This is a genomic window from Micromonospora sp. NPDC003197 (genome assembly GCF_053590565.1).
On the sequence record NZ_JBSFTE010000001.1, the window covers coordinates 259,125 to 281,991 of the forward strand.

The 22,867-nt window shown below is 69.6% G+C and carries 15 protein-coding genes; 2 read left to right on the plus strand and 13 right to left on the minus strand.

The annotated features are described in order from the left end of the window. Window positions 1–10: 10 nt before the first annotated feature. The 4 genes from ACWDV4_RS01245 to thrB form a co-directional block, all read right to left on the minus strand. Window positions 11–1,042, minus strand: coding sequence for a hypothetical protein (locus ACWDV4_RS01245; protein ID WP_449973852.1), 1,032 nt, complete (start codon window positions 1,040–1,042; stop codon window positions 11–13). 553 nt (window positions 1,043–1,595) lie between these two features. Further along, window positions 1,596–5,084: a phosphodiester glycosidase family protein gene (locus ACWDV4_RS01250; RefSeq protein ID WP_449973854.1), complete on the minus strand. Its 3,489-nt coding sequence runs from the start codon at window positions 5,082–5,084 to the stop codon at window positions 1,596–1,598. Between the two features lie 219 nt (window positions 5,085–5,303). Beyond that, entirely contained in the window at window positions 5,304–7,289 is a 1,986-nt protein-coding gene (gene rho / locus ACWDV4_RS01255; protein ID WP_449973856.1) for a transcription termination factor Rho, read from the minus strand. A gap of 294 nt (window positions 7,290–7,583) precedes the next feature. Continuing rightward, complete coding sequence (gene thrB, locus ACWDV4_RS01260; RefSeq protein ID WP_449973858.1) at window positions 7,584–8,558, minus strand: homoserine kinase; 975 nt, start codon at window positions 8,556–8,558, stop codon at window positions 7,584–7,586. 110 nt (window positions 8,559–8,668) lie between these two features. Between thrB and ACWDV4_RS01265 the strand changes: the two genes are divergently transcribed. After that, window positions 8,669–9,202, plus strand: a complete 534-nt coding sequence (locus ACWDV4_RS01265; RefSeq protein WP_449973860.1) for a hypothetical protein — start codon at window positions 8,669–8,671, stop codon at window positions 9,200–9,202. Window positions 9,203–9,239: 37 nt separating this feature from the next. Here the strand turns inward: ACWDV4_RS01265 and ACWDV4_RS01270 are convergent, their stop codons facing one another. The 9 genes from ACWDV4_RS01270 to argS form a co-directional block, all read right to left on the minus strand. After that, entirely contained in the window at window positions 9,240–9,422 is a 183-nt protein-coding gene (locus ACWDV4_RS01270; RefSeq protein ID WP_449973862.1) for a hypothetical protein, read from the minus strand. A 15-nt stretch (window positions 9,423–9,437) separates the two neighbouring features. Next, window positions 9,438–10,304 (minus strand): SPFH domain-containing protein, encoded by an 867-nt coding sequence (locus tag ACWDV4_RS01275; RefSeq protein ID WP_449973864.1) that lies wholly within the window; start codon window positions 10,302–10,304, stop codon window positions 9,438–9,440. Between the two features lie 73 nt (window positions 10,305–10,377). Next, window positions 10,378–11,634: an MFS transporter gene (locus ACWDV4_RS01280; protein ID WP_449973866.1), complete on the minus strand. Its 1,257-nt coding sequence runs from the start codon at window positions 11,632–11,634 to the stop codon at window positions 10,378–10,380. A 43-nt stretch (window positions 11,635–11,677) separates the two neighbouring features. Next, window positions 11,678–12,532, minus strand: a complete 855-nt coding sequence (locus ACWDV4_RS01285) for a polysaccharide deacetylase family protein (protein ID WP_449973868.1) — start codon at window positions 12,530–12,532, stop codon at window positions 11,678–11,680. 127 nt (window positions 12,533–12,659) lie between these two features. Beyond that, complete coding sequence (locus tag ACWDV4_RS01290; protein ID WP_449973870.1) at window positions 12,660–15,956, minus strand: efflux RND transporter permease subunit; 3,297 nt, start codon at window positions 15,954–15,956, stop codon at window positions 12,660–12,662. A gap of 266 nt (window positions 15,957–16,222) precedes the next feature. Next, on the minus strand, window positions 16,223–17,272 hold the full coding sequence (gene thrC / locus ACWDV4_RS01295; RefSeq protein ID WP_449973872.1) for a threonine synthase: 1,050 nt from the start codon (window positions 17,270–17,272) through the stop codon (window positions 16,223–16,225). 164 nt (window positions 17,273–17,436) lie between these two features. Then, window positions 17,437–18,750, minus strand: coding sequence for a homoserine dehydrogenase (locus ACWDV4_RS01300; RefSeq protein WP_449974130.1), 1,314 nt, complete (start codon window positions 18,748–18,750; stop codon window positions 17,437–17,439). Between the two features lie 8 nt (window positions 18,751–18,758). Next, entirely contained in the window at window positions 18,759–20,144 is a 1,386-nt protein-coding gene (lysA, locus tag ACWDV4_RS01305; RefSeq protein ID WP_449973874.1) for a diaminopimelate decarboxylase, read from the minus strand. A gap of 32 nt (window positions 20,145–20,176) precedes the next feature. After that, window positions 20,177–21,835 carry an arginine--tRNA ligase gene (gene argS / locus ACWDV4_RS01310; RefSeq protein WP_449973876.1) on the minus strand — a complete coding sequence of 553 codons (1,659 nt, stop codon included), beginning with the start codon at window positions 21,833–21,835 and terminating at the stop codon, window positions 20,177–20,179. Window positions 21,836–21,930: 95 nt separating this feature from the next. Between argS and ACWDV4_RS01315 the strand changes: the two genes are divergently transcribed. Continuing rightward, window positions 21,931–22,842: a DUF3105 domain-containing protein gene (locus tag ACWDV4_RS01315; protein WP_449973878.1), complete on the plus strand. Its 912-nt coding sequence runs from the start codon at window positions 21,931–21,933 to the stop codon at window positions 22,840–22,842. Window positions 22,843–22,867: the final 25 nt, after the last annotated feature.

Below are 22,867 nucleotides of genomic sequence, written 5' to 3' on the forward strand. Positions count from 1 at the left end.
CGGTGCGTGTTCAGGCCTGCCCCAGCCGCCCAAGCGGCGTAGAACGACACGCAGCGAGGACTTCGGCGAACATCCGTACCGTGGGCGTCGAGCGCAAATCAGCGGGAATGCTGCGGTAGAGGTCAATGGCACGGCTGTGGGTAAGGCCGATTCGGTAGCGGGCAGGGACATCGATCAGCGCGGCAGTAGCGGCTTGGCAAGCGGCGATGGTGTCACCGTCACGGTGCTGGCAGGTCGCTGCGTCAAGACGCAACAGTATGCGGGTGAGGTTGCTGGTGGGAGCGGACAGGGCTAGGGCGTGAGCCTGGCTTTCCCGCGCCCGGCTCGTCTCGCCGAGAGCAGTCAGCGCATGGGAAAGATGGACGTGATACTTCTGTTCAGAGAAGCCAAACCATGTATCAGCGCGTTCAGCCTCGGGCAGCATGTTGACGAGCTGGTCAGCAGCGCGGAGCGCGAAGCCGGCTTTGTCGGCACGGCCGGCTAGTGCGTAGGCGCGGCCGGTGACGACGGCGGCGAGAACAGCGGCGGCCGTCGGTGTTGTTCCGGCTATCTGCCATGCCTTCTCAGCAAGATCAGCGGATGCTTGGGGTGCGCCGAAATTTAGGGGCACCATCGCTTTGCGGGCGAGGATCCAGGCTTGCAACGACCGGTCGCCGGCTTCCGCGGCAGCGCGGGCTGCGGTGACAAACCAGGTGTTTGCCTCACGCCGGTTGCCAAGGTCGTGCAGGACAACGGCTGCCATTCCACCGACTTGTCCCATGATCCGGGTCAAGGCAATGCGGGTGGCTGCCGGTTGAGGACGTTGCAACAACGCGATGACATCGCCAAAGTCGTCGATCAGCTCGGCAAGGACGCCAATGGGAGCCCGACCAGCGTAGCCGTAGCTGTGTTGCTCGGTGATCGCTTGCAAATACGCGAGTTCGGCCGGGCCGGAAACAGCCAAGGCCCGATTCGCCTCGGCCAACACATCGCCGAGGTGGTGCAGCGGAGTGGCAGTCAGGCCAGCAGCGAGGGTGGTACGCAGGAGTTCGCGACGGTGCATGGGCTTCTCCGTTCTCGCGGGCTGTGGTCCGATGGCGGTGTCGTGCTCCCAGGGCCGCGCGGCGAGGCCTTACATCGCACCAGGGATGAACGCCTGGATGCGCGACAACGGCAGCAGATCCAGGCGCAACGACCGTCTGCGGCACGTTCGATGGTGTCTATGCCCGCGATGCGCGCCTCGCCGCGAGCGACCAAGCCGAACCGCTCGGCCTTGAAGCCCAGCGCGGCGGCGATAGCGTTAAAGCTCATCCCAGCCGCCTTCCTGGCAGCGCGAAAATTGCTGCGAAGGCACGGTTTCGCCAGGGCTTGCACCACGACCGGTTCGTCAAGCAAGCGTCGGGGCAGCCCTCGGATTAACGCCGACAGATCCATAGCGCCCTCGTCGGAGACGCTGGTTATTCAGCGCACTATAACGCCCACCGACACCCTGACGTCACCCTCCGCAACCGACCGGGTCGAACCTGAGCTGGCTGCTCAGCAGGCGGGGGCAGCGAGGGTGTTAGGAAGGGCCCCTTCCTATACAAAAAACGATAGGAAGGGGCCCTTCCTAACCACTAAGCGGCGGGGGCGGCTGCCCGGGACGCGAGCTGGAGCGTCGCCTCGGCTCGTACGCCGTTAACCGTCACCGCCACCACCACCGAGCCCGTCGACCGCAGCGCGGTCAGCCGACCGGTCGCCGGGTCGAACCAGGCGGTGTGCCAGGGGCGCAGCCCCAACGGCGATCCGATGTGGACGCTCGGCGAGGCGGACCAGTCGGCGCTGACCGGGGCCGCCACCGGCACCTGTCGACCGCCAGCCTGGGTCACCGTGGCGGTCACCTGGACCGGCGTACCGAGCGTGACCGTCGGCGGGGCGGTCACCGTCAACCCGTCCACGTGTGCGCGCATCTGCGCGGTCACCCACTGCGGCCCCTCCACCAACGGGTTCCGTCGAGCCCGGGACGCCTCGGCCTCGGTCACCGGGTCGACGCCGAACATCGTCCAGCCGGTGAACCCACCGAGGTGCGGGGCGGACGACGGGTTCTTTCCCGAGTTGCCGTTGATCACGTACGGCACACCGTCGACCCGCCCGGCAGAGAAGGCACCGACGTGTCCACCGACGAAGAGCGCACCCTTGCCGGTGGTGTGCTGGAACTCGGCCAGCCACCCCTCCACCAGCGCCGCCTCCTTGCGGTCACCGAGTTGGCTGGCCTTGGCCGGGGACGGGTCACGCGGCGGGTGGTGGTGCAGGACCACCACCGAGCCGATCGCCGGGTCGGACGCGGCCCCGTCCAGGGCCGCCCGGAACGCGGCGATCTGGTCGAAGCCGCCACCGCGCAACGTGCCGGTGGCGGAGTTCAACGTCACGAACCGGGTGGCGGTGCCGCCGCTGGCCGGGCGGTGGTCGAAGACCCGGTGGGTGTCACCGAAGACCGCCTTGAAGTTGCTGATCGGCGCGCCCATGATCTCGTGGTTGCCGGGGACGTAGTAGTAGGGCACGGTCCCGGCCAGTTCCTCGTCCAGGATCTGCTTGGCCAGCGCGAAGTCGGCCGGGTAGGCGGTGTCCACGAAGTCCCCGTTGATCACCAGGAAGTCCGGCTTCGCGGCCCGGATCTCCCGCAGCGTACGACGGGCCTGGGCGACCAGGTCACTGTCCGGGTTGGCGGCGACGAACTGGGTGTCGGACATCACCGCGAAGCGCCAGGGTGCCCCGTCCACCGTGCCGTCGCGCAGCACCACCCGGTCGGTGCGTGGCGACTCGGCCGGCACGTCGACCGTCGGGGGTACCCGGGCCACGATGTCGTCCACCACCACCTCGTTCTGGTAGGCGGTGCTGGCGTCGGTCTCGGCCACGTAGAACCGCCGAATCCGTACCGGGTACTGCACGCCGGCCGGCACCGCCATCTCGACGTAGCGCCAGCCGGTCCAGTCCAGGTCCGGCCCGCGCAGCACGTGCTGCTGGTCCAGCGCGTCGTGCAGGTGCAGGCTCGGCCACTCACCCCGACCGTTGGCGTAGATCCACATGCCGAACGCCTGTGGTTGGCCGGGTACCTCGATCCAGGCGGGCGGGTTGGCGTACGCGGCCCGGGTGCCGGTGGACTGGCTGAAGTCGTACGACAGTTTCAGGCCGGTGCCGGTGTGGCCGGCAGCCGGGGCGGCCGATCCGGTGGCCCGCGCGGCGCTGAACGTCCAGTTGGCCGCGTCGTCGAAGGTGGCCACCGGCACGTCGGTCAACCCGATGGTGACCGGTACGACCGTGCTGGCACCGCCCACCCGCACCGTGACCAGTCCGGCACCGGATTCGGCCCGGGCCTTGATTGACAGGTTGCCCTCGGCGGTGGGCGTGATCTCGAACAGGTTCTGGTCGTAGGCGAGCCGCACGTCGGCCGGCTCGATCGGCGCGGTGTTGCCCTCGACGTCGTACCCGACGACCCCGATCAGTCCGGTCGCCCCGGCACCGACCAGGCCCACCCGGTCGACCGTGCCGCTGATCCGGTCCAACGGGCCGAGCACGGTGAGTTTCACCTCGCCCCGAGCAGTGCCCTGCGCAGTGCCCCGGGCGGCGGTCACCGTCGCGTCACCGGGCACCAGCGCCCGGAAGACGCCGTCGGCGTTTACGGTGCCCCGTACCGCCGGGTTGGTCTGCCAGGTGGGTTGGCCGGCGGCCGGGCCGTAGGTCTCGTCGTGGCCGGCGGCGGTGAGCCGCCGGGTGAGGCCGGGAAAGACCCGGTCCGGCCGTCCACCGCGTACCGGTCCGACGCCGGGGGCGGCGGCCGGGTCGATGGCTGTCTCCACCCAGTAGCCGGTCAGGTTGCCGCTGCCTTCAGGGGCGTAGATGGCCAGGCCGTTGGGCACCGGCCGCTCGGAGCCGTCCGACGGGCTGTTCTCCACCTGTACGGTGGCGGCACCCGGCTCCCGGGCGAGCAGCGTGGAGGAGCCGCCGCCGTCGAGGTTGAGCGCGTTGTGCGCGCCGAGTTCGGCCATCATCCGGCCCAGCTCGGTCTGCGTCACGCCCCGGCTGTCGACCTGCCGGCCGTCCACGGTGAGCAGGAACATCTTCCGGCCGTCGGCGGAGAACCCGACCGAGGTACGCGGGGCCAGGGTGACATCGGCGATGTCCTGCGGTACGCCGTCGCGCAGGATCACGTTGGCACCGCCGACCGCGGCGTGCGGTGCGCCACCGGCGGAGGGGCGCGGCTGGTAGGTGACGTCGACCTGGTCCCCCGGGCGGAGACCGGCGAGGGCGTTCGCCCCGCCGTCGCGGCCGAGCAGGATGGTGGTGCCGGCCGGGATGGGACCGCTGCCGGCGGTGTCGGTGACGCTGGCCACGCGACCGTCGACCAGGGTCACCTCGGTGACGCGCGCGGCGCCGTTGACCGCCCGACCCCGGGTGTACGACCCCCAGAGCGGCGTGAACACGCCGATGCCGTTGGCCTGGATCATGTTGTTGAACTGGGTCAACGGCACCGGGCCGGTGGGCAGGGTGGCGGTGCCCTCGAAGTGCACCTGAATCACCCGGCCGATTCCGTCGGCGGTGATGGCGACGGCGTTGTGGTGCCCGGCGACCGGCGACTGGACGAGCTGTCCGTTCTGGATGCCGATGCCCTGGGCGGCGCCGGAGTTGTTGATGTCGAAGAAGTCGCCGTTGACCGCAGCCACGGCGCGGGACCGGTCGGCGGCCTGCCGCAGTGGCTCGGTCTTGGCGACCTCTCCGGAGTTGACGTAGTCGACGGTGAGACTGCCGGAGAGGTCGGCGGTCAGCGCGTCGGCCCGCAGCCAGCCGGCGGAGTCGAAGCGGTCGAACGAGGTGAGGGTCAGCCCGGGGGCGACGGGTCGGGTGCGTCGGTCGGTGTCGAAGCCACCGGCCGGTTCGGCGGCGAGCAGTGAGGAGGACCGGGCTGGATAGGAGGAGGCGATCGGGCCGTCTTCGGCGACGGTGACACCGGCCGGCAGGCCGCCGGCGGGTGCCGGGTCGGCGCTGGCCGGCAGCGGGCCAGGCAAGGTCAGCAGCGGTGCCAGCAGCAGGGCACCGAGGAGGTGGGCGGGTCGACTGCGGGTACGCATGCCGGGTAGTCAACCGGAAGGTGAATAGAAGTTTCAATACCTACCGATTGAACTGAAGGAAAATTCCGCACCGATCATGGTCCGCGCCGCCCGGGGAACACAGCGCGGCAAAGCGCGGGACAGCAAAGCGCGAAGCAGCGAAGCCAGAAACGGCGTGCGCCGGACCACTCGGGGTCCGGCGCACGCCGTTGACAACTGAAGACGAGCAGGGGCTGGAAACTACTCCCCCGGCGTCGACTTCGCGATCTGCATCAGGAACTCGATGTTGGTGCGGGTCTGCTTGAGCTTGTCGAGCAGCAGGTCCAGCGCCGCCTGCGAGTCCAGCGAGTGCAGCACCTTACGGAGCTTGTGCGTGATGGCCAGTTCCTCCGGTGCGAGCAGGATCTCCTCCTTACGCGTACCGGACGGGTGGATGTCGATGGCCGGGAAGGTCCGCTTGTCGGCGATCTTCCGATCCAGCTTCAGCTCCGCGTTGCCGGTGCCCTTGAACTCCTCGAAGATGACCGTGTCCATCATGGAACCGGTCTCCACCAGCGCGGTGGCGAGGATGGTCAGCGAGCCGCCGTTCTCGATGTTGCGGGCCGCACCCAGGAAGCGCTTGGGCGGGTAGAGCGCGGTCGAGTCGATACCACCGGACATGATCCGACCACTGGCCGGGGCCGCCAGGTTGTACGACCGGCCGAGCCGGGTCACCGAGTCGAGCAGTACGACCACGTCGTGGCCCAGCTCGACCAGGCGCTTGGCCCGCTCGATCGCCAGCTCGGCGACGGTGGTGTGGTCCTGCGGCGGCCGGTCGAACGTGGCCGCGATGACCTCGCCCTTGACCGAACGCTGCATGTCGGTGACTTCTTCGGGCCGCTCGTCGACCAGCACGACCATCAGGTGCACCTCGGGGTTGTTGTGGGTGATCGCGTTGGCGATCGCCTGCAACACCATCGTCTTACCGGCCTTCGGCGGTGACACGATGAGCGCCCGCTGGCCCTTGCCGATCGGCATGACCAGGTCGATGACCCGGGTGGTCAGGATGTGCGGCTCGGTCTCCAACCGCAGTCGCTCCTGCGGGTAGAGCGGGGTCAGCTTGTAGAACTCCGGCCGACGCTTGGCCTCGTCCGGGTCCATGCCGTTGATCGCGTCCAGCCGGACCAGCGGGTTGTACTTGTCCCGACGCTGCTCGCCCTCGCGCGCGGCACGCACCGCACCGGTAACGGCGTCACCGCGCCGCAGGCCGTACTTCTTGACCTGCGACATCGACACGTAGACGTCGTTGGGGCCGGAGAGGTAGCCGGTGGTGCGGACGAACGCGTAGTTGTCGAGCACGTCGATGATGCCGGCCACCGGGACGAGCACGTCGTCCTCGTTGACCTGCGGCTCGCGGCCGCCGCTCTCGCCCTCGGGTCGGTCGCCCCGGCCACGACGACGGTCGCGGAACCGGCTACGGCGACCGCGGCGACCGCCGCCCTCACCGTCGTCGTCCCCGTCGTTGTCGCGGTCCCGATCCGCAGTCCCGCGCTGACCCCGGTCACCGCGCTCGGCCCGCTCGCCACGGTCACCGCGCTCGCCACGGTCACCGCGCTCGGCCCGCTCGGTACGGTCGCCACGGTCACCGCGCTCGGCCCGCTCAGCACGGTCACCGCGCTCGGTACGGTCACCGCGATCCCGACCGGTGCGCGACTCGCCCCGCTCGGTGCGGTCGCCCCGCTCGGCCTGCTCGGACCGTTCCGCCTGGTCGGCACGCTCGCCTCGACCGCCAGCCTGAGCCGGGGCCTCCTCGGCCCGCGAGTCGGTCTGAACGGCCGTGGCAGCCGCGCTCCGGGACCGGCGCGAGCGGGGGCGGGTCTCGCCCTCAGCCTCGGCCGCCGGCTTGGCCGGTGCCTGCGTCGTGTCGCCACGCCGCTCACCAGCGTCCCGTACCTCGGCGCGGACCTCGTCTCGTGCGGGAGCTGCCGCTGCCGCGACCTCAGCCCGAGGACGCGGCGCGCTGCCCGCAGCAGCAGCGCCGCCCTGCCGCTCGGTGATAGCGGCGATCAGTTCGCCCTTGCGCATCCGGGCCGTACCGGAGATGCCGAGCGACGCGGCCAGGCTCTGGAGCTCCGGCAACAGTTTTGCCGAAAGTCCAGTGCCGGTCCGCCGACGGCGGGCGGGACCTGTGGTGGCTTCGCCAGCGACGTTGGAAACATCCGACGTCACGTCGGTGGTGTCGCTCAATGGATTCCTTCCCTCGATAAGGCCGGGGCTGCCCGGGGTCGAAGAACAGGTGGCCGGGCGGCCTCGGTGCACCCGCCTCGCATGACACGTAACGGGAGTCTGTAACACAGCAGTCGGCCGGTTTCGACTCACCAAAACTGGTGAGCGAGTCTCGCCTTCTGCGGCGACCTTGGAGAACTGCGGTGCGGCGTGGGCCTAGGCAGGGGTAGACGGGCTAACCGCCGAAAGCTTCGGGGGTGCGCCGACCCGCAGGAGATCGCGGTGCTTCGCGGCTGTGCTAAGTCTAGAGCGTAATCAACTCTTCCGACCTGCGGCAACAGGGTCCCGCTCGGCGTGTCCCAGTCTACCCCCCTCGACCAGGGCACCGGTGACATCTACCGACAACCTTTGAGAGATCCAATCCATTCCCGGATCGAACCCTTCCGGCAGGTCGGTCAACGCCAGGACCGTCGGTCCAGCCCCACTGACCACAGCTGCCACACCCGCCGCACGCAGGGCCGTGAGCAGGGCAGCAGTGCCGGGCATGCCCGCCGCCCGGTAGTCCTGGTGCAGCCGGTCCTCGGTCGCGGCAAGGAGTAGACCGGGCTCCGCAGTGAGGGCATGTACGAGTAGTGCGGAACGCCCGGCGTTGAACGCGGCGTCCGCATGCGGCACGGCGGCCGGCAACGCCGCGCGGGCCACCGAGGTCAACCCACGTTCGCTGGGGATGAACACCACCGGCTGCACGGTCGGGGCCATCGGCCGGGAAATCGCCCGGGCGCCAGGCAAAACGCCGGTACGCGTCGCGGACTGCGCGGTTTCCGTCCAGGCGATGGTAAACCCGCCGAGCAGGCAGGGCGCGACGTTGTCGGGATGCCCCTCGATCTCGGCGGCCAACCGCAGTGCACCGGCATCGTCGAGGCGCTGCCCGCCGTCGGTGACGAGCGCACGGGCGAGCTGTACGCCAGCGACGATCGCCGCCGACGAGGACCCCAGGCCACGTGCCTGCGGAATGCGGTTCACACAGTCGACGGCCAAGCCCGTCGGCTGGCCACCGAGCACGTCGAAGGTGGTCCGCATGGCGCGTACGACCAGGTGCGTGTCGTCGTCAGGCAGTTCACCAGCACCTTCGCCGGTCACCTCGACCCGGCAACCGGCCGGGGTGACCTGGGCGGTGACATCGTCGTAGAGCGCCAGTGCCAGGCCCAACGCGTCGAAGCCCGGTCCGAGGTTGGCGCTCGTCGCGGGCACGCGTACCCGCGCCGGCCCGGAGACGAAGGACAGCCGCATGCGGTCATGTTAGGCCGCATCCAGCTCCCCACTAGCGCCGGTATGCCTACTGTCTCGCCGCGCGGGCGTATCGACCATCGCCGGTAAGGTGTCCCAATAATCCTGGGAGCGTGGAGGAAGTTGTGTTTGGAGACGTACTCGGGCCGCTGTTGGGCACACTGCCATCCCTGCTGGTGTTGCTGGTTGGGCTGATCCTGGTGCTGGTGGCTGGCAAGCGGCTGCCTGGTCGGGCCCGGGTGCTGGCCGTCCTGGGCGGCGCGATCCTCTCCGTGGGTCTGCTCCTCGGCATGGCCTGGACACTGGCGATACCCACGTTGATCAGGGAGGGCCATCTCGCCTACGGCGACTTCAATCGGTACAACCTTTTTGTCACCGTGGTGTTGAGCCTCATGCAGGCAGCCGGGTTCGGTCTACTCATCGGTGCGCTGCTGTCCGCCCGTACCGCTCCGGTTGCACCGCCGGCCATGCCAGCGGCCCCGTCCCCTGCCTGGCCGGGTACGCCAATGCCAGCCGGGGCGATGCCGGCGCCCTACCCTCCGGCCGCCGCACCGGCCTCCGCACCGCCAAGCTCCGCACCGCCGGCACCGTACCCGCCGGCCGCCGCACCGCCGGCGCCGACCCAGTGGACGCCGCCGAGGTCCTGACGGCCACCACACCACACCCGGATCCGACGGCCGGAGGTCACTCGTCCGGTGACTTCGCGGACGGTGGTTGTTTCGGCGTACGCCCTGCGGCCCGCAACGCCTGCCGCAGGGCGTACTCGATCTGTGCGTTGACGCTGCGCAGGTCGTCAGCGGCCCACTTGGCGATCGCCTCGTAGATCTGCGGATCGAGCCGCAGCAACAGTTTCTTGCGTTCGGCCATCAGCCGGCAACCGCCTCAGCTGTAGAGGGAACCGGCGTTGACGACGGGCTGGGCCGACCGGTCGCCACAGAGTACGACGAGCAGGTTCGACACCATCTGCGCCTTGCGTTCCTCGTCCAAGTCGACGATGTGTTCCTCGCTCAACCGCTCCAGGGCGTTGGAAACCATGCCCACCGCTCCCTCGACAATCTTGAACCGGGCCGCGACGATGGCGTTCGCCTGCTGCCGGGCCAGCATGGCCTGGGCGATCTCCGGCGCGTACGCCAGGTGGGTGGTCCGTGATTCCAGCACCTCGACGCCGGCCAGTTCCACTCGCTCGCGCAATTCCTGGGTCAACTCGTCGCTGACGGCGAGGCTGTCCCGCAGGCTGGCCCGCCCCGAGTCGTGCGCCTCGTATGGGTAACTGGTGGCCAGGTGCCGGACCGCCGCCTCGGCCTGCACCGCGACGTACTCGACGTGATTGTCGACGGCGAAGATGGCCTTGGCCGAATCGACCACCCGCCACACGACGACGGCCGCGATCTCCACCGGGTTGCCGTCAGCGTCGGAGACCTTGAGCCGAGCGGTCTCGAAGTTACGCACCCGCAGGGTGACCTTCCGGTGCGCGGTCAGCGGCCAGGTCCAGTGCAGCCCAGCCTCTCGGACGGTGCCGACGTAGCGGCCGAAGAACTGCACGACCTGGGCGTCGTTGGGGTTGACGATGACAAATCCGGTCGCCGCGACGACGAGGAGCACGGCATAGCTGACGGCAATGACGATGATCCACAGGACGGCGGCCGAGGTGCCCGCCATCGCCACGATCGCCGCAAGCACCACACCGGCCAACGCCACCAGTATCGCGATCATCAGGAAACCGGACAGTCGGAACGCGCGCCTCTCCATGACATCTCCTTGCCATCAAAGTGATATCACCAAGGTATCCAACGGCTCGCCGGCCACACAAGTCCCTGCAAATTCAGGCAGTAGCGACCGGCTCGGTCACCTCGTCGTCGGTCACCTCGTCGTCGGTCAGCGACAGTCGACGGGTGGCGATCCGCCAGCCGATCGCGTACACCACCGTGGTCAGGCCGCAGCCGACCAGCACGATCCAGGCGTCGATGTGGTCCACCACGGCGGCCACCACCAGTTGGCTGATCGAAACCGCCAACGTCGCCAGCATCATGTCGGTGGCGAAGACCCGACCCCGGAGCCGGTCCGGTACCTCGCCCTGCAACGCGAAGTTGGACAGCACCCAGTTGCCCCCGCCCGCCAGGTGTGCAACGAAGACCAGCACCAACACCAGCCAGAACCAGGGAGCCGCTGCCACCCCGATGTAGGACAGTCCGTAGCCGGTCATCGACAACGCCAGGCCGGGAAGCAGCCAGGACCGGTGGCTGAGTACCCGACGCATCAGCATCGGCCCGGCCAGCGCCCCGGCGCCGCGTACCGCGAAGAGCAGGCCGGTGCCGATCGAGCCGACGCCGTACAGGCCGGCGAGGAGCGGAAAGACGGTCAGCACCCCATTGCCCAGCCCCACCGCCGACTTCACCGTGACCAGCGCGAGCACCCGCGGGCGGTGACCGATGTAGCGCAGCGCCTCGCTGATCGCCGCCCAAGTGCGTGGCCTTGGCGCCGCATCGTCCCGGGGTGCCTGCAACGGGCGACGGATCCGCCCCGCGAGCAACGCGGCCACCACCAGGAAGGCCGCCGCGATCCAGAAACAGGCGTACGGCCCGAACGCCGAGGTCAGCACCCCGCCGAGGGACGCGCCAACCACCGTCATCGTGCCCCACGCCGAGCCGGCGATGGCGTTGCCGGCGGCGAGTTCCGCCGGCTCCAGCACGTTGGGCAGCGCGGCCTGGGCAGCCGGCGAGTAGAACGCCTTCGCCACCGCCACCATCCCGATCGCCACCAGGGCGAGCCACGCGGTCCCAGCACTGTGGACGCCGAGCAGGAGCAGTACGCCGAGCAGGGCGGCCAGGTTGGCCACGATCATGATCTTCCGGCGGTCCACGCGATCGGCGATGGTGCCGGTGTACGGCAGCAGCAGAGCGACGATGCCGGTGTCCAGGGCCAGCACCAGCGCTCCCCAGACACCGCTGCCGGTCAGCTCCGGCAGCAGCACCAGCAGTGGCACCATGACGAACCAGTCGGCCCCGAAGACCACCAGTTCGGCGCAGAAGAGATTGCGGAAGTCGCGGTTACGAGTAAGGACCGAAAGCGATGACGCCACGTACCGGAACCCTACTCCGGACCCCCTCTGCCGACCGGAGGGGTCAGACCCGGACTGCGGCCTGCGTCGCCATCAGTTGGGAAACGGTCACGAACTCGAAGCCCCGAGCCCGCAAGCCGGTGATCATGTCGGGTAGACCACGGATCGCCACCAGCCGGTCCTGGGGTCCGACGTCGTGCGCGAGCAGGATCGCCCCCGGCTCGGTCTGCTCCACCATGTGTCGGGCGTGCCCGGCCGGATCACCGGGAAACTTCGACTCCAACATCTGCAACGACCACAGCACGATCCGATAGTTCAACCGCGCGGCCGCCAGTACCGCACCGCCGCCCAGGTGCCCGTACGGCGGTCGGAGCAGAGCCGCCTCCTGCCCGGTCACCTCGGCGATCGCCTGGTGCGCCCGGGACAGGTCCCGGTACGCCTCCTCGGCGTCGACCCGGGCCATGTCCCGGTGGTTCCAGGTGTGGTTACCCACCTCGTGCCGGTCCATCCGGCCGGTCAGTACCGACGCGTACTTGCGTACCCGGCGACCCACGAGGAAGAAGGTGGCCGGCACGTCGTACCGCTGGAGGGTGTCCAACACCATGTTCGTCCACTCTGGACGCGGCCCGTCGTCGAAGGTCAGTGCCACCAACTTCCGGTCGGGTGGTCCCGCCCAGGTAACCAGCACCTGCCCCGCGCCCGGGTGATGGTCCCGACTGGCCACCGTAGCGCCCGCGGCACCGCCCCGGATCGGCAGCTTACGGTCGACGACGTCGGCCGCCTCGGCAAACGCCACCGCCCCCACGCCGGCGCCCGCCGCCACCAGGGCAGCCCGGCGCAATATGGTCCGGCGACGGGTGTCCCCGCCCGCTCCGGCCTCGTCCGGCCCGGCATCCTCCGGCGCGGGCCGGCGCGGCATGGGTACATGCCCCTGCCCAGCTGAGTCTCTGCCCTCGACGCTCACCCTGGTCCCCCATCCCCAAAACCAACGGCGTCCCGCTGACCATAACCGTCAGCGGGACGCCGTTTGCGTGCAGGATGCGCCGTTACTCCGCAGGCGGCAAAGGTGACCGGCGGCTCTTCGGCAGCCGCAGCACCTCGAACTGGTCCGTACCCTCCACCAGTGCGGTGGACGGTGCCGGGCGGGCCGCTGCCGGAGTGGTGGCCGGCACCGGCGTCTCCGCCTGGTCCGAGCCCTCCTCCGTCGACCGGCCCGGGGCCGTCGTGCCGTTCACGGTCGCCGTGGCCGGGACGGCCTCGGCCACCTCGGCGGAGGCGGCCGGAGCAGCCGCAGCGCCGCCGGAACGGTTGGCCCGACGCTGCTGCCGCCGCTCCTTGGCGTACTCCACCATCGTGTAGAGCGTCGGGACCAGCACCAGGGTCAGCAGGGTCGAGCTGATCAGCCCACCGATCACCACGATCGCGAGCGGCTGGGAGATGAAGCCACCCTCGCCGGTCAGCCCGAAGGCCATCGGCAGCAACGCGAAGATGGTCGCGATCGCGGTCATCAGGATCGGCCGCAGTCGCCGCCGACCGCCCTCGATCACCGCCTCACGTACCCCCATGCCCTGTTCCCGGTACTGGTTGACCAGGTCCAGCAGCACGATGGCGTTGGTCACCACGATGCCGACCAGCATCAGCACACCGATCAGGGCCGGTACGCCCAGCGGCGTGCCGGTGACCAGCAGCAGCCCGATCGCACCGGTCGCCGCGAACGGGATGGAGACCAGCAGGATCAGCGGCTGGATCAGGCTACGGAAGGTGGCCACCATGATCAGGAAGACGATCGCGATGGCGGCCAGTACGGCCAGCCCCAGGTCGGCGAATGCCTCCTCCTGGTCGGCGCTCACGCCGGACACGGTGAAGGTGGCCCCCGGTACGTCGAGCTTCTCCAGCCGCTCCTTCAGCGCCTCGGTGGTCTCACCCAGGTTGCTGCCAGTGGCCGTACCGGTGACCGTTGCGCTCCGCTCACCGTCGATCCGGGTGATCTCCAGCGGCCCCTTGACCTCACTGATCTTGGCGATGTCGCCGAGCTTCACCGGTCCAACCGGCAACGCCCGCAGCGCCTCGACCGAGGTCGGTCCGGCACCAAGCCGCAGCACCACGTCCTGCTGCTCGTTGTCGAGCACCACCTTGCCCACTGGGCTGCCCCGGAACACCTGCGCGACGATCTGGCCGACAGCAGCCTCGGACATACCGACCTTGGCCGCCGCGGCCCGGTCCACCACGACCTCGATCCGGGGAGAGTTCCCGGTCAGGTTGGTGGTCACATCCGCCACGTCCGGTGTCTCCGCCACCGCCTGCCGGGCCTGCTCGGTCGCCCGGGCCAGCACCTCCGGGTCGGACGCCTGCACGACAACGGCAACCTGGTTGGTCGACCCCATGCCGGCGGCAGCGCCCGCACCGAAGCTGATCTCGCCAGCGTTCAGCGCGGTCAACTCGCTCCGCAACCGCTCGGTGAGCTGTTCCGTGTCGGTGTCCTCGGTCAGGGTGAGCGAGAAGCTCGAGTTGCTACCGCCGGACTCCCAGGGCATTCCGCCGCCACCGACGGTGACCTGGTAGGTCTCCACCTCCGGCGTACGGGCCAGCACCTCCTCGACCTTGCGGGCCGCCGCGTCGGTGGCCGCCAGGCTGCTACCGACCGGCATCTCCTGGGAGAAGCTCAGGGTGTCCTGCCCGGACTGGTCCAGGAAGTTGGTCTTGAGCCCGGTGGATAGCCCGAACGTGCCGAGCAACACCAACACGCCGATCCCGAGGGTGAGCCAACGCCGCCGGGTGGCGAACTCGATCACCGGCAGGTAGCGGCGCTGCAACGGGTCGCGCAGCTCCTTCTCCTCGGCCGCCTGGCGTACCGCCTCGGCGTCCACACCACCGCCGGCCGGCTTGAGGAACCAGTACGACAGCACCGGGATGACGGTCAGCGACACCAGCAGCGAGGCCAGCAACGCCACCGTCACAGTGATCGCGAACGGCGCGAAGATCTGCCCGACGAAACCGCCGACCAGCGCGATCGGGGCGAAGACCGCCACCGTGGTCAGGGTGGAGGCGGTCACCGCGCCGGCCACCTCGCGTACGCCCTTGATGATCGCTTCGCGCTTGTGCTCGCCGTACCCGAGATGTCGTTTGATGTTTTCCAGTACGACGATCGAGTCGTCGACCACCCGCCCGACGGCGATGGTCAACGCGCCGAGGGTGAGCAGGTTGAGCGAGTAGTCCCCGATCCACAGCACCAGCAGCGCCACCACCACCGACAGCGGGATGGAGACCGCGGTGACCAGGGTCGACCGGACCGACAGCAGGAAGACCAGGATGACCAGCACCGCCATCACCAGACCCAACAGGCCCTCGGTGGTGAGGCTCTTGATCGACTTCTCGACGTACGGCGCCTGGTCGAAGACCACGTTGAGTTCGGCCCCGGAGGCGGTCCGCAGGTCGGCGAGACGGTCCCGGATGTCGTTCGAGATCTGTACGGCGTTGCCGTCCGGCTTCGCGGTGATCGCGATGCCGAGGCTCTCCTTGCCGTTGGTCCGGCTGTACGAGGTCGGCGCTTCGAGCTGCTGCTCGACGGTGGCGATGTCACCCAGCCGGACCGGTGGCGTGCCGGGCGCGGTCAGGTAGATGCCGCGCAGCTCGTCCAGCGAATCGATCCGGCTGCCGACCTGTACGGGCAGGCTCCGCTGCGCATCGGTCAGCGTGCCCGCCGGAATGGAGACCCCGTTGGTCTGCAACGCCGTGGCGATCGCGGTCGGCTGGATCCGAGCCTTGGCCAGCTTCGCCGGGTCCGGGGTGATGACCACGCTCTGGTCGCGGGCCCCGGTCACCTCGACGGTACGAACCCCGTCGATGCCCTCCAGTTCGGGTACGACCGTGTTGCGCAGCTTGTCGACCAACGCGCGCTCGTCCCCGCCACCACCGGCCGCCAAGATCACCGCAGGCAGGTCGTTGGTGGTGCCGGTGAGCACCGTCGGTTCGACGCCTTCCGGCAGTTGACTGGCGATCCGACCGAGCGCGGTCTGCATCTTGTTGACCGCAGCGTCGATGTCGGTGCCGAACTCGTACTCCACCTGGATGGTCGCCACGCTCTCCCGAGAGGTCGAGGTGACCTTGGTGATTCCGGCGATCCCCTGGATGCTGTCTTCGATCGGCTCGGTGACCTGCGCCTCCACGATCTCCGGCGCGGCACCCGGATAGGCGGCGATGACGAACGCGCCGGGAAACTCCAGCGACGGTAGAAGTTGTTGCTTCAGCGATGGAACGGCGAATACGCCGAACACGGTGACAACCACCGCGATGAGGGCGACCAGGCCTCGGTTGACGAGGCTGAATCTGGCGAGCAACGACATGATCGGGCTTCCTCCCGAGGAAGCTAGGCAAAAGACCGCCCGAGAGCGGGCGGCGGAGGCTCGGCGACAAATACTGCCCGATCCGGGCAACTGATTCGGGAGCGGGGGCGCGGCCCGGGCTCCGGGGCGGGTGGGCATGATTTTCCCAGCCCAGCCCGCCCATCGAGGTAGGGCTCCTCAGCCCACTCTCAGTGATCAGCTGTTAGGAAGGGCCCCTTCCTAACGTTTTTTGCATAGGAAGGGGCCCTTCCTAACTCCCCAACGCCTCAGGCGAGATCGAGCGCGCGGGCGGCAGCCAGTGGGTCGTTCTTGATAGTGATCGGCGCGGGCGCGGTCGAGATCGCCCACTCCGGATCCTTGAGACCGTGCCCGGTGACCGTGCAGACCACGGTCGAGCCCCGCGGCACCTGACCCGCCTCAGCCTGCTGCAACAGTCCGGCGACACTGGCCGCGCTGCCCAACTCCACGAAGACACCAACCTGCCGGGCCAACAGCCGGTACGCGCTGAGGATCTCCCGATCGGTCACGGCCGCGATCAGCCCACCCGAGGCGTCCCGCGCATCCAGTGCCTTGGTCCAGCTCGCCGGGTTGCCGATCCGGATCGCGGTGGCGATCGTGGACGGCTCCCGTACCGCCGTGCCGTTGACGATCGGCGCGGCCCCAGCCGCCTGGAAGCCGTACATCTTCGGGGTCTTCCCGGCGTTGCCCGCCGCCGCGTCCTCCTGGTAGCCCAGCCAGTACGCGGCGATGTTGCCGGCGTTGCCGACCGGCAGGCAGTGGATGTCCGGGGCGTCGCCCAGCGCCTCGACGATCTCGAACGCGGCGGTCTTCTGGCCGTGCAACCGGTCGATGTTGACCGAGTTGACCAAGGCCACCGGGTAGTCCAGGGAAAGCTTCGAGGCCAACGTGAGGCAGTCGTCGAAGTTGCCGCTGACCTGTAACAGCTTCGCCCCGTGCACCAGTGCCTGGGCCAACTTGCCCAGCGCGATCTTGCCCTGGGGCACCAGGACCGCACAGGTGATCCCGGCCCGGGCCGCGTACGCGGCGGCCGAGGCGCTGGTGTTGCCGGTGGATGCGCAGATGATGGCCTTGTTGCCGGCTTCGATCGCCTTGGAGACCGCCAGGGTCATCCCCCGGTCCTTGAACGACCCGGTGGGATTGGCCCCCTCCACCTTGAGGTAGACGTCAGCGCCGATCCGGGAGGAGAGCGCGGGGGCCGGCAGCAGCGGGGTGTTCCCCTCGTGCAGCGTGACGACCGGCGTGGACTCGGTGACCGGCAGCCGATCCCGGTACGCCTCGATCAAACCACGCCACATGTCGGTCTCCTTGCCTGCTCACGCCTGCTCGGGCGGGTCACCAGCCTGCCTCAGCGTGACTGGTCGGCCGGCGGCGCACCCGCGATTAACCACCTGTCGGGATGCTCCCACCTGCGCCACCGGGCCAACGCGCCGACCCCGGCGGGACCAGCGCAGCGCCTCGGTCAGGGGGTGCCCTCCACCCGCAGCACGCTGGCGATCGACTGGACGATATCCAGGCCACGCAGTTCCTCCACGGTGGCGGCCAGGGCAGCATCCGGTGCGGCGTGCGTGACGATCACCAGAACCGCGTCGTCGCCCCGACCGGCCGGACCACCCGTGGCCGGGGCCTGCCGTACCGTGGCGATCGACACGTCGTGCCGGGCGAAGACCCCGGCCACCCCGGCCAGCACACCCGGCCGGTCGGCGACGTCGAGGCTGATGTGGTAGCGGGTGACCGCCTCCCCGATCGGCCGCACCGGCAGTGCCGCGTACGCCGACTCGCTGGCCGTGCGCACTCCCGCGAGCCGGTTACGGGCCACCGCCACCACGTCACCGAGCACCGCGCTCGCGGTCGGCGACCCGCCCGCGCCCCGGCCGTAGAACATGAGTTGGCCGGCGGCCTCCGCCTCCACGAAGACCGCGTTGAACGCGTCACCCACGCTGGCCAGCGGATGGCTCAGCGGGATCATCGCCGGGTGTACCCGGACGCTGATCGACTCGGTGCCGGTGGAGTCCAGCCCGCGTGCGGCGATGCAGAGCAGCTTGATGGTGCAGCCCATCGCCTTGGCACTGGCCACGTCGGCGGCGGTGACCTCGGTGATGCCCTCCCGGTAGACGTCGGCGGCACCCACCCGACTGTGGAAGGCGAGCGACGCCAGGATCGCCGCCTTCGCGGCGGCGTCGAAGCCCTCCACGTCGGCGGTCGGGTCGGCCTCGGCGTAGCCCAGCTCGGTGGCCTCCTCCAGGGCCTCGGCAAAGCCGGCCCCGGTGGCGTCCATCGCGGAGAGGATGAAGTTGGTGGTGCCGTTGACGATGCCGGTGACCCGGGTGATCGTGTCGCCGTGCAGTGACTCGCGCAGCGGACGCAGCAGCGGGATGGCCCCGGCCACCGCCGCCTCGTAGTAGAGGTCCGCCCCACCGTCGAGCGCCGCGTCGTGCAGCGTGCCGCCGTCCTCGGCAAGCAGCGCCTTGTTGGCGGTGACCACGCTCTTGCCGGCCCGTAACGCCTCGACCAGCCAGGTCCGGGCCGGCTCGATGCCGCCGACCACCTCGACGACCACGTCGACGTCGTCCCGCTTCACCAGGCCGAGGGCGTCGGTGGTGAACAGCGACGGGTCCACCGGCAGCGGACCCCGGTCGCGGCCGAGCCGGCGTACGGCGATGCCGGCGATCTCCAGCGGAGCGCCGATCCGGGCGGCCAGGTCGGTGGCCTGCTCATGCAGCAGGCGTACCACCTCGGCACCGACCGTGCCGCACCCCAACAACGCCAGCCGCACAGCTCTTGTCATCCCACGTCCAATGCCAGCAGATCGTCTTCGGTCTCCCGCCGGACGATCACACGTGCCTGACCGTCCCGGACCGCCACGACCGGCGGCCTCGGCACATGGTTGTAGTTGCTGGCCATGCTCCGGCAGTAGGCACCCGTACCGGGCACGGCAAGAAGATCTCCGGGCCGCACGTCAGCGGGCAGGAATTCATCCTTCACTACGATGTCCCCGGACTCGCAATGCTTTCCCACCACCCGGGCAAGGATCGGCGGGGCCGTCGAGCTGCGGGAGGCCACCGTCGCCGAGTACGACGCGTCGTACAGCGCGGTACGGATGTTGTCGCTCATCCCGCCGTCCACGCTGACGTAGGTGCGGATGCCGTCGACGTCCTTGACCGTGCCGACCTCGTAGAGGGTGAAGACGGCCGGCCCGATGATCGCCCGTCCCGGCTCGATGGACAGGTGCGGTACGGCGAGCTGGGCCGCCGCACACTCACTGCTGACGATCTTGTTCAGCCGCTTGCTGAGATCGTGCGGCGAGGACGGGTCGTCCTGCGTCGTGTACGCGATGCCGAAGCCACCGCCCAGGTCCAGCTCGGGCAGCTCGACCCCGCGCGCGTCCCGGATCTGGGCCTGTAGGTCCAGCACCCGGCGGGCGGAGACCTCGAAGCCGCTGGTGTCGAAGATCTGCGAGCCGATGTGCGAGTGCAACCCGCGCAGCTCCAGTACGTCCTCGTCGAGGATCTTGAACGCGGCCTGAAGGGCGGCACCCCCGGCCAGCGAGAAGCCGAACTTCTGATCCTCGTGCGCGGTGGCGATGAACTCGTGGGTGTGCGCCTCGACCCCGACGGTGACCCGGATCAGCACCCGGGGTCGTACCGACCGCTGGCGGGCCAGCGCGGTCAACCGGTCGATCTCGTCGAACGAGTCGACGATGATCCGGCCCACCCCGGCATCCAGCGCCCGGGTCAGCTCGGCGACCGACTTGTTGTTGCCGTGGAAGCCGATCCGCTCCGGGGGCATCTCGGCGGCCAACGCCACCGCCAGTTCCCCGCCGGAGCAGACGTCCAGGTGCAGCCCCTCCTCGGCGATGACCCGCACCACCGCGCGACACAGGAACGCCTTGCCCGCGTAGTAGATGTCCTCGGTCGGGAAGGCCGCCCGGAACTCCCGGCACCGGGCGCGCAGGTCGCCCTCGTCCAGGACGTAGGCCGGGGTGTCGAACCGCTCGGCCAACTCGCGGACGCCGAGGTCGCCGACGGTGAGCGCGCCGTCGGCGGCCCGCGCCACGTTGCGCGGCCACAGTTGCGGCATGAGGGCGTTGACGTCGGCCGGGGTACGCAGCCACGCCGGCCCCCGGGTGCCGAGTTCGCCGTGCAGCGCCCCGGCCTCATGTGCCCGCATTACCTACCTCCGCTTCCTGGTGCTCGCACCGGTTACATCCTCTCCGGGGCGGAGACGCCGAGCAGGTCCAAACCGTTGGCGAGGACCGTCCGGGCCGCTTCGACCAGCCACAGCCGGGCCCGGGTCAGGTCGGTCGCCGGCTCGTCGCCGTGCGGCAGCACCCGGCAGGCGTCGTAGAACCGGTGGTAGGTGCCGGCCAGCTCCTCCAGGTAGCGGGCGATCCGGTGCGGCTCGCGCAGCTCGGCGGCGGTGGCGACCACCGTGGGGAACTCACCGATGCTCTTGAGCAGGTCGTTCTCCTTGGGGTGGTCGAGCAGCGCCGGGTCGAAGTCGTCGCCCCGGCTGATGCCCAAGTCGGCGGCGTGCCGCAGCAGCGAGGCGATCCGGGCATGCGCGTACCGCACGTAGTGCACCGGGTTGTCGTTGTTCTTCCGGGTGATCGCCTCGATGTCGAGGGTCAGCGGCGAGTCGGTGGAGGACCGGGCCAGTGAGTAGCGGGCCGCGTCCACGCCCACCGCCTCGACGATCTCGTCCAGCGTGATGATGTTGCCGGCCCGCTTGGAGAGCCGTACCGGCTGCCCCTCCCGCACCAGGTTCACCAGCTGGCCGATCAGGATCTCGATGTTGAAGTCGGCGTCGTCCCCAGCACAGGCGGCGATGGCCCGCAGTCGGTTGATGTAGCCGTGGTGGTCGGCACCGAGCAGGTAGACGCACTTGTCGAAACCGCGCTCCCGCTTGTTGACGTAGTACGCCGAGTCGGCCGCGAAGTAGGTCCAGTCACCGTCGGCCTTGCGCAGCACCCGGTCCTTGTCGTCCCCGAACTCGGTGGTACGCAGCCAGATCGCCCCGCCCTCCTCGTAGACGTGGCCCTGCTTGCGCAGCGTGTCCAGGGCATGCTCGACCGCCCCGCCGGAGTGCAGGTCCCGCTCGGAGAACCACACGTCGAAGTGCACGCCGAACCGGCCCAGGCTGGCCCGGATCTCGTCCAGCATCAACCGGTAGCCCTCGTCCCGGAACAGCGTCCGGGCCTCCTCCTCGGGCAGGTTGAGCGCCTCCGGGTGCGCGGCGAGCAGCCGCTGGGCGATGTCGGTGATGTACTCACCGGCGTACCCGCCCTCCGGGGTCGCCTCGCCCTTCGCCGCTGCCAGCACGGAACGGCCGAAGAGGTCCATCTGCACGCCGGCGTCGTTGATGTAGTACTCGCTGGCCACCTCGGCCCCGGCGGCGGCAAGGACCCGACGCAGCGAGTCGCCGACTGCGGCCCACCGGGTGTGGCCCAGGTGGATCGGGCCGGTCGGGTTGGCCGAGACGAACTCCAGGTTGACCTTCTGACCGGCGAGGTGGTCGCTGCGCCCGTACGCCGGACCGGCCTCGACCACCGCGCGGGCCAGCTGCCCGGCGGCGGCGGCCTCCAGTCGGATGTTGAGGAAGCCTGGGCCAGCGATCTCCACCGACTTGATCCCGGGCTCCTGCCCGAGCCGCTCGGCGAGGGCGGTGGCCAGCTCCCGTGGGGGCACCCCGGCCCGCTTGGCGAGTTGCATGGCCAGCGTGGAGGCGTAGTCGCCGTGCTCCGGATTGCGCGGTCGCTCTACCGCCGTCGTCTCCGGCAGAATAGTGTGATCCAGCCCACGGTCGATAAAGACGGCGTGGGCGGCGGAGAGGACGACCTCGGCGAGTTTGGCAGGAGTCACCGAAACATGTTACCGGGGGTAGACTGGGTTGCTCGGCGGCGACCCTGTGCGTACCTGACCCGCCACCCCCCGACCAACCGACCTGGCGAGGCACCATGAGCATAAGCACCCCGAGCGGCAATCAGCGCCGACCGTCCGTGGTCAGCACCGGCAAGAAGCCGGCGGCCGGCAAGAAGCCACCCGCTGGTGAAAAGGCCGCGCCAGTCGACAAGACCACGTCGGCTGACAAGAGCGCCGATGCCAAGTCGACCTCCACCGGCAAGAGCACGGCCACCAAGACCACGGCCGCCAAGACCGCGCCCCCGAAGAAGCCGGGCGGCGGCACCCGCCCGACCGGCGGCGGCAAGGGGCCGCGTAAGCCGATCGCCCCGGTCAAGGTCAGCCAGGGCCGGGCCTGGGGTCCGATCGCGCTCTTCGTGGCGGTCGGCGTGCTCGCGGCCGGAATCATCGGCTACGGCGCCTGGGCGGCATTCAAGGGCTCCCGGTCGTGGGAGGACCGCGCTGCGGAGATCGCTGGCATCGTCAACTACCGCGACCACGCCGACAAGTCGATCACCTCGCAGGAGCACGCCTGGGGTCCGTTGACCTACGCGGTCACCCCGCCGGTCGGCGGCAAGCACAACTTCAACTGGCAGAACTGCATGGGCGACGTCTACGCCGCGCCGATCGCCAACGAGCACGCGGTGCACAGCATGGAGCACGGTGCGGTCTGGGTCACCTACCGCTCCGACCTGCCCGCCGACCAGGTGTCGGCGCTGGCCGAGAAGGTGCGCGGCAACGAATACATGATGATGAGCCCGGTCGACGGCCTGGACTCGCCTATCTCACTGCAGGCCTGGGGCTACCAGCTCAAGGTCGACAAGGCCGACGACAGCCGGGTCGACGAGTTCATCAAGGCGCTGCGGCAGAACGCCAACGTCGAGGAGGGCGCGACCTGCGGCCGGGGCATCACCGCGACCGGCACCACGCCACGGGATCTGGGCCAGGAACAGCCGCAAATGCAGTAGTTGGGACCACCAGCAGCAGTAGTTG